The sequence below is a fragment of the Sphingomonas sp. TREG-RG-20F-R18-01 genome, from assembly GCF_022662475.1.
In the GTDB taxonomy this organism is placed as follows: domain Bacteria; phylum Pseudomonadota; class Alphaproteobacteria; order Sphingomonadales; family Sphingomonadaceae; genus Sphingomonas.
The window spans coordinates 1-8,232 of the sequence record NZ_JAKNQQ010000030.1 but is presented as its reverse complement, the minus strand read 5'-3'; the positions used below and the strand labels follow the sequence as shown (position 1 = coordinate 8,232).

The window sequence follows — 8,232 nt, the reverse complement described above, 5'->3', positions numbered from 1 at the left end:
ACAACCCATGCACCGACGCGCTTTAGCAAACGCGATAACCTTACGGCTGCGAAAATTACAGCGGTCGACCCGAGCCAGATCACGTCAATCCCAATTGTAGGACTCTCGTTCTTTCATGCGTAGCTGACGGTCGTACGTACCCTGCTGCGCCGACGCATTGCAAAACCGATACCACCGAAGCCAAGGAGCATCATCGTCCACGTAGCAGGCTCGGGAACTGCGCCCGCAACTGCGGAAATCTTCAAATTGGCATTACCAAAAAATGGATTAACCAAGGTGAAGGTGCCTGTTGAAAAGACAGGGGCGTTTGCCGGGCCGGAAAACAAAGTTGGGCTTGAGAACTGCGAAAAGCCTACATTTGGAGCATTAATGTTGAGGGATGCGAACAGTCCATTTCCGAACCCAATGTTTGACGCTACTCCTGCGATTCCGCCGAAAATACCCGCAACGTTCTTGAACGCCAACTGATCTGAGCCAAGAAAGCTACTGAATGTATCCGGCGTTGGATTTGAGTCGAGCTGGAACAAGGCCGTGCCTGAAGGACCCGAGAAATCAAACAGCAGCGGCGCTGCATATGCGGGTGAGGCAAACGCAACCATCGCGGTAGCCATACCAAGTGCTAACTTTTTCATATCTACTCCCTGCCGCACGTGGCCGCATCGTGCGGGCGTTGTGGCTGGGTAAGATACGACCACGGTCCCTGATGGTTTCCAAGTTATTTACAAAAATGGTCATCCCTATTTGGGGCATGAATCAGCGGCATACGGCAAAGCGGATCTTCGAGCGGCTGCGACACAAACATGGCTTTACCGAGGGCTCTACAAAGGCGAAGAAGCATCTTCGAATCTGCCGAGCACAAGGGCGAAGGACTTTTGTGACTCTGGAATAGGTAGAATTAAAAACGATTTTTTTCTTAGAACGTGTCGCAATTCTCTCGATTCTCAAACGATCGTTAATCAGGTTTCGTTTCAAATCGGGACGAAAGGAAGGCCTTAAAATAAGGTTAACATTATATGAACCATTTCTCAATCTGGCGCGTATCTCGCTCAGATCGGCGGCCAAAAGGCCAGCTCCATAAGCCGGTCTTAGGAGGCGATATGAAAAAGGCTCTTTTGGCGGCTTCGGCCAGCGCGCTCGCAATCGCGACGCCCGCACTCGCGCAGACGATGACACCGTCCAACACCAATACGAATAACGGCACGATCGCAGGTGGGAGTGTCGCGGCCGGTTCATACAACCCAACCAGCTCGACGACTGCATCGTACAACCCAACGTCCACCTCGACTGACAACGCAAATAACTCGACCAATGTGTCGGACAGCTCGGCGCGCACGACGACCGACAATGCGAATAACTCGACCAACTACGCCGATAACTCGGCACGGACATCGACTGATAATTCGAACCGATCGACAAACGTTTCGGATAGCTCGGACCGTTCGTCCGGTGCTGCCGGCGCCCAGGTTGCAGCTAACAACGGTGCAACCGCACAAGACAATCGGAACATGTCGACGACGACCCAGTCCACCGACAATTCCAATCGATCGACCACCAACACCCCGACGACCAGCAGTGCGTCGGGTGCCCAGGTAGCCGCCAATAATGGTGGTTCGGCAAGCGACAGCCGCAATATGTCGACCTCTAACAACACGCAGATGGCCGACAACTCCAACCGGTCTACGACGTCCACGGACAACTCGAATCGTTCGTCCACAATGACCGACAACTCGAACCGCTCAACGACGAACAACACTGCGGACAATTCGAACCGTTCAACGACGAGCAGCGCCGCCAGTGGCGCTCAGGTTGCCGCAAACGGTGGATCGTCCGCGACCGACAGCCGCAACATGTCGTCGACCGACAACTCGAACCGGTCATCGACCGACAATTCGAACCGTTCGACCACGGACAATTCGCGGATGACCACGACCAACAGCGCTGCCAGCGGCGCCCAGGTCGCTGCCAACAACGGCGGAACGGCGAGCGACAATCGCAATATGTCTTCGACGAGCACCGATAATTCCAATCGGTCGACGACGACGAGCTCCGCGAACGGTGCGCAGGTCGCTGCCAACAATGGCGGAAGCGCCAGCGACAGCCGGAATATGTCGAGCACCGATAATTCGAACCGGTCGACCACGACCAGTTCGGCAAACGGCGCCCAGGTCGCTGCCAACAACGGCTCGACCGCCAACGACAATCGCAATCTGTCGACCACCGATAATTCGGATCGATCGGTGAAGACCAGCGCATCGAACGGCGGAACTGGATCGGTAGCCAACGGCGGTAACGCGAGTTATTCGGACACATCGATGCGCTTTGAACCCGTGGCGAGCGCAGGGACGGGGACGGCAGCAACGTCAAACGCATTCGGCAACAGCGCTGTTGTGTCCTCCGCGACACTTGCCAGCTATGTAACCGGCGTGCGGGTAAACTATGCCGCTCCCTCGGGTAGCCGCGATGGCTCGATCAACAACAGCCTAAGCACGGGCGCGGGCGCGTTCCAGAACTTTGCCGGCACGCAAGCACTGAACATGAACACCGGCGCTGCGGCATCGCAGAATTCGGCGGTCAATGTCAGCGTCTCCGCTGGCACGATCAACCTCGGAGCACGATAAGAGAAGGGAACGGGGCAGCAGTGTGCTGCCCCATTTCTTCCTTTGTTCGGAGGCTGAAATGGTAAAAAATTCGCACGCTCGAGCTATTGCAATACTCGTCGCAATTGTGGCGCTTTCGCCACAAGTTTCTAACGCGCAAATACAACCCGGAGCACCCGTATCTCCGGTTATCGGCGAAGCTTCGGTTGCCCCGTTTGGTGCGGTAAATCCGGTAGAAAACGCAGATCTGAAGGTGGTCACTGGACAGGCCGATCTTGCTCAGGTCGTCAACGCTCAGAATAACGGCGTTGTGAGCGGTAATACTGTTACCGGAAATTCACAGACAGGGACTATCCACTTCGATAGTAGCTCGTTCCAAAACCTGAACGGACTTTCGCTACTGAGCGCGAATACCGGTAACAATGTTTCGATAAACTCGTCACTAAACGTTAACGTCGCGATTAATCGGTAGATGAAAAGAGCCTCCTTTTGGCGTCAGGTATCATTCGGGGCGGCAGCGACGTTGTCGGCCTGTACAAGTATACCATTGCCTGAAGGCGGTGCTCCCCTTAATTATTCTACTTCTCTGAACTTTACGGTGCCGGTGACTAGTTTGATCGGTCGCAGGTTCGAAACTGTGGTTCGCCAACAATATGATTTCAGCTGCGGATCGGCAGCGCTGGCGACCTTGCTTCGTTATCATTATGACGATCCGCAGAATGAGCAAAGCGTCTTTCTGGGAATGTGGCATGACGGCGACAGGGCGCAGATCCAGCGCCTCGGTTTTTCGCTTCTGGACATGAAGCGGTACCTTGCCGCGCGAGGTCTTGCTGCTGATGGTTATAGAGTCAGCCTTGCGCAGATTGCTGATGCGAAAATCCCCGGCATCGCTCTTATCAATTTTAATGGTTATCGCCATTTTGTAGTCGTAAAGGGCATCGATAAGGATACCCTCCTGCTTGGCGATCCATCGCTTGGACTTCGGCGCGAAAGCACTCGTCGTTTTCAGAGCCAATGGAATGGTGTGTTCTTTATTGTCAGTGGTCGGTCAACGGTCGCGCAAGCGCATTTTAATATGGCGCGAGATCAGGTACGAGCGCCCCGCGGTTATGTTTTTCCGGGAGGGGATCCCCTCGATCTAGCGGCGCTTGCTCTCACCCGACCGCAATCAGGGGAGTTCTGATATGTCGTTCGTCACTGCGCTACTTGTCGCGGCATCTCCTTTAATTTCGCAAACTAGCACGCTGCCAGTCCCCGACCGAGAACTTGCCACGATGCGCGGCGGTGTACTTTTGCCGAACGGACTGAATGTTGCCGTCGGCATTGACATTCAGACGCGGATCGACGGTGTCCTGGCATTGCACACCATCTACACCAGCGAACAGCCGAACCCTGGCATTCGGGTCTATACCGATGGTACCAATAGCCCCGCTACCGCACCAACAACCACGACAGTGATTACAGGTGGCAGCGGAATGATCCCCACTGTTTCCGTGGGCCGTTCCCCTACTGGCACTACCATTGTTGCCTCGAGCTCAAGCGCGCCGATGACGGTGAACGTGGTCTCCGGTCCTACGTCGGGTTGGCTCGACGCCGCAGGCCAGACGATGGTGCCCGTCGTGGCGAACGGTCCCGCAGTAGCTGCAAATTCGGGCGTGATTTCGCTTGCAAATGATGACCGCGGCGCACGTGTAACGCTGGTTGCACCCTCGGTTCAGGTCGATCATCTCGTTGGCCAAGCGACCGGAGCAGTTGTTTCCAATACCGCCAGTAACCGGGTTATCGACACCGTCAGCTCGGTCAACGTTGATCTGGTTGGAATTCCTGCTGGATTGTCAGGTGGTATATTAATGGTCAATCGGCTTGCAGCCGACGCTGCGAGCCGACGCTAATTAAGCTCGCAATAGACGAGAAAAGGGGATGGATATGAAGGAAATGGGGCGGGGCAGCGGCGCGTGCGCGCTAGGTTTTGTAGCGGTCAGCTTGATCACATCGAGTACGGCGTCTGCGCAGATTGGTGTGGCCACTGCTGGCGAGCCCAGCATCGCGGAGATGCGCCAGGCTTTGGCGGCAGAGAGAGCAGAGCTCGACAGGCAGCAAAAGGTGCTGGAGGCACAGCGGTTGCGGATCATGTCCCTTGAGGCCCGGCTTGGCCCAGCCGGCGCATCGGCCGTAACCGGTACCGCTTCCACTCTCTCGCCCGGTGGGGTTCCCTTGCCAGCCTCGCCGCCGCCTGCTCCGCCGACGGCTGTCGCACAGTCAGCGCCGGGTCTTAGCAACGGAGTTCAATCGGTTGGATCTGCGCCTGTCGACCAACGGCAGGTCCAAGTCGCGGTCTTGTCAGAGCAAGGGGGCATTATCACTAAGGCGGGTCAGCTGACGCTCGAAGGTGATCTGGAATATGCGCGCTCTGATCGCAGCGATGTAGTTTTCCGAGGCGTTCAGATACCCGAAGCGGTGCTGATCGGTGTATTTGATATCAATCAAAGCCGCCAGGACGTTCTTACGGCTGCCGTCGTTGCACGACTTGGCTTGACCAGCCGTTTTGAAATCAACGGTCGGTTCCCGTTTGTCTATCGATCCGACAAGTCGGTTATTGCGCCGGTTGCTAACCCAATGAGTCCGAACGCCGGCCAAATCGATAGCCCCGTCACCGCACGTAACCTTGGAGACATTGATTTTGGCGTGCGCTATCAGATTACCGATGGCCAAAGCGGCGCTCCCTATCTGATCGCTGGCCTTCAAGCCGTAGCGCCGACCGGAACGGACCCATTTGCTGTGCCACGCGATGCGCTCGGTAATGCCTTGCGCGGTGCCACGGGAGCGGGCTTTTGGGGCGTCACGCCCAATCTGACCGCCATCCTTCCGTCCGACCCTGCGGTGCTATTCGCTACAATTGGCTATACTCGGAATTTCGGCCGCAATATCGGTCGTCAGATTGGGGGCACGCTCGTAGACCGCGTTCGCCCCGGTGACGCGCCCTCAGCAAGCGCGGGAATTGCGATATCGCTAAATCCGCGGACATCGATCAGCTTTGGGTACGCCCATACCTGGGCGTTTGGCACCAGCACGCGGCTGCGAATGCTCAGCACGACGGACAATACGCCGGGACCGGCGATCGACACGACCAGTCGTGATCTACAGCTTGGCCGCTTCCTGTTTGGCGTGAGTTATCGCACCAGTCCGAAAACGACGGTGAACTGGAACGTCGAAGTCGGTGCGACCAATGATGCCGCAAACGTGAGGACGTCGCTTCGTATCCCGTTCACCATCAACGCATTCTGATAGCCGCGTCCGAGCGCCTCGACGTCGCGCCGACAACGTTCCGCGTGCTGGTGACGCGTCTGCTTAATAAATAGGCAGATTTGACCGGTCGGGAGAAAACCCGCCACTCTGCTGGCCTTAAAATTGGCAATCGGCTAACTCGTTGCGGTCTCTCTAGAAAGCCGGTGCCATAGCTCGATGAATCCAAAAAAGACAGGCAGTGTGGAGCTGGTGCTCGCCGCACCCGCTGGAACGGCGCGCGAACTCATCGAGGCACGGGATTGGGGAACGACGCAGGTCGGTCCGCAACGCGATTGGCCCGATGCGCTACGGATGGCGCTCAACCTGATCCTTAACTCGCCCGAAAAGATGTTTCTGGCATGGGGGCCGGAACTAACATTTTTTTTCAACGATGGTTACGCCACGATCCTCGGTAACAAGCTTTCCCGGGCGATGGGTGCGCCGATGCGCGAGATTTGGTCCGATGTCTGGGATGATATTGAACCGATCGTGGACAAGGCGCTTGCCGGGGAAGCAACGCGATATGAGGACTTCCCGCTCAGCATGACTCGCCACGGCAAGCCAGAAGAAACCTGGTGGTCGTTTTCATATTCGCCGCTTTATGATGCCCAAAACATCGTTCAGGGAATGTTCTGCGTCACTTCGGAAACGACTGAGCGCGTCGTGTCGACTGCTGATTTGCACGATTTGAACGCCACGCTTGAAACCCGCATTCACGAGCGCTCGTCGTCGCTTCTGAAAGCAGAAGAGCAGCTTCGTCAAAGCCAAAAGCTGGAGGCGATCGGCCAGCTCACCGGGGGCGTGGCGCACGACTTCAATAATCTGCTGACCGTCATCCGTGGTTCGGTCGATATCCTGCGTCGTGACGGCCTCACCGAGGAAAAGCGGAACCGTTACATTGCCGCGATCGGGGACACGGCCGATCGTGCCGCGGCGCTCACCGGTCAGCTGCTTGCGTTTGCACGCCGACAGGCATTGAAACCCGAGCTGTTTGACGCCGGGGATAGCTTGCGCGAGGTGGCGGATATGATTCGCACGCTGGCGGGATCACGTATCGCGCTTGATATCGAGATGCCGGAAGAGTCGTGCTTCATCATGGCCGATCGCAGCCAGTTTGACACGACGCTGATTAATCTCGGCATCAACGCGCGCGACGCCATGAACGGCGAGGGCAAGTTGACGATGGCAACCGGCCCGGTGTCCGGCATCCCGGAGATCCGATCGCATCCACCCGTTGCCGGCGACTTTATCGCGGTGACGATCACCGACAGCGGCAGCGGCATCAGTGAGGAGGTTCTCGGTCGAATCTTCGAGCCATTTTTCACCACGAAGGAGATCGGAAAAGGTACCGGGCTTGGTCTCTCCCAGGTGATCGGCTTTGCCAAACAGTCCGGCGGGGATATTCGGGTGGACACCACCAGCGGCGAAGGCACGACCTTCACGCTTTATCTTCCCCGCGCTTACCCCGAGAACGATTCCGAGCAGGCTCAGGATGACGATGACGGGCCGGTCGATGGCGAGGGCATGTGCGTACTGCTGGTCGAAGATAATGAGCAGGTCGGCGAGTTCGCCACTCAAGCTTTAAAAGAGCTGGGTTACGACAGCATCCATGCGGTCAATGCTGACCGCGCGCTTGAGGAACTAGCCAAGGATTATAGTCGTTTCCACGTCGTGTTCTCTGACGTGGTGATGCCCGGAATGAGCGGGCTGGAGCTGGGCCAGGAAATCCGTCGGCGCTATCCCGACGTGCCCGTCGTTCTTACCAGCGGCTACAGCCACGTGCTCGCGCAGAACGGCAAGCACGGGTTCGAGCTGCTGCACAAACCATATTCGGTCGAGCAGCTATCGCGCGTGCTGCGCAAGGCGATCGGATGGGCGAAAAGCAAGAGAGCGACGAGCTAGGCGTCAGTCTCTACGCCCTTCCCCGCGATCGAACGGGCCGATCAGGCGCCGATATTCAGCCTCGGGTGCTCCGTAAGCATCGCCAGCAAGATCGACCAGTTTTTCGCGATCGAGGATGATGACCCGTGCCCGCTTAGCGTATATCTGTGCCTGTTCTATGTCGTGACGCCGTGTTGGAACTATCTGATATCGGACAGTTCAAAGCCATCGCGACAAATCGCATGGAACCAAAAATTGACATCGCAATGTGCCTTTTGCCAAATTGCGGTTGCTGCTGTTGGAAGAGACTGCTTTCCGGCCTGCCATGCCCAGGCTGACCTCTCCGGGACGGCCGAAGTCAAGATGCGCAGGTCTAATGTAGGTTATCCGACAGTAGCGCTCTCCAACCTTAACAGGTCAGGGTAGCGGGATATGTATCTTTTTCTGAACGGGCAATTGAGGTCGAATC

General features: G+C 56.8%; 10 protein-coding genes. 6 read left to right on the top strand and 4 right to left on the bottom strand.

The annotated features are described in order from the left end of the window. Positions 1–113: 113 nt before the first annotated feature. From L8K25_RS22330 to L8K25_RS22315, 4 genes are all read right to left on the bottom strand, one after another. Positions 114–632, bottom strand: coding sequence for a PEPxxWA-CTERM sorting domain-containing protein (locus L8K25_RS22330; RefSeq protein WP_242141227.1), 519 nt, complete (start codon positions 630–632; stop codon positions 114–116). Positions 633–1,009: 377 nt separating this feature from the next. Then, the gene (locus L8K25_RS22325; RefSeq protein WP_242141226.1) at positions 1,010–1,345 is read right to left on the bottom strand and encodes a hypothetical protein; all 336 of its coding nucleotides are present in this window, start codon (positions 1,343–1,345) and stop codon (positions 1,010–1,012) included. An 18-nt stretch (positions 1,346–1,363) separates the two neighbouring features. Next, positions 1,364–1,753 carry a hypothetical protein gene (locus L8K25_RS22320; RefSeq protein WP_010219287.1) on the bottom strand — a complete coding sequence of 130 codons (390 nt, stop codon included), beginning with the start codon at positions 1,751–1,753 and terminating at the stop codon, positions 1,364–1,366. Positions 1,754–1,801: 48 nt separating this feature from the next. Next, positions 1,802–2,281: a hypothetical protein gene (locus L8K25_RS22315; RefSeq protein WP_232283648.1), complete on the bottom strand. Its 480-nt coding sequence runs from the start codon at positions 2,279–2,281 to the stop codon at positions 1,802–1,804. Positions 2,282–2,312: 31 nt separating this feature from the next. Here L8K25_RS22315 and L8K25_RS22310 point away from each other — a divergent pair, with 31 nt between their 5' ends. The 6 genes from L8K25_RS22310 (at position 2,313) to L8K25_RS22285 (ending at position 7,784) form a co-directional block, all read left to right on the top strand. After that, a complete protein-coding gene (locus L8K25_RS22310) occupies positions 2,313–2,618 on the top strand; it encodes a hypothetical protein (RefSeq protein WP_238542455.1) in 306 nt (101 codons plus the stop codon). 22 nt (positions 2,619–2,640) lie between these two features. Continuing rightward, positions 2,641–3,069 (top strand): hypothetical protein, encoded by a 429-nt coding sequence (locus L8K25_RS22305; protein WP_242141225.1) that lies wholly within the window; start codon positions 2,641–2,643, stop codon positions 3,067–3,069. 75 nt (positions 3,070–3,144) lie between these two features. Further along, the gene (locus L8K25_RS22300; RefSeq protein WP_242141224.1) at positions 3,145–3,780 is read left to right on the top strand and encodes a C39 family peptidase; all 636 of its coding nucleotides are present in this window, start codon (positions 3,145–3,147) and stop codon (positions 3,778–3,780) included. Between the two features lies 1 nt (position 3,781). Then, a complete protein-coding gene (locus L8K25_RS22295) occupies positions 3,782–4,489 on the top strand; it encodes a hypothetical protein (protein ID WP_242141223.1) in 708 nt (235 codons plus the stop codon). A gap of 28 nt (positions 4,490–4,517) precedes the next feature. After that, complete coding sequence (locus L8K25_RS22290; RefSeq protein WP_242141222.1) at positions 4,518–5,882, top strand: transporter; 1,365 nt, start codon at positions 4,518–4,520, stop codon at positions 5,880–5,882. Positions 5,883–6,083: 201 nt separating this feature from the next. Then, the gene (locus L8K25_RS22285; protein ID WP_242141221.1) at positions 6,084–7,784 is read left to right on the top strand and encodes a PAS domain-containing sensor histidine kinase; all 1,701 of its coding nucleotides are present in this window, start codon (positions 6,084–6,086) and stop codon (positions 7,782–7,784) included. Positions 7,785–8,232 lie beyond the last annotated feature (448 nt).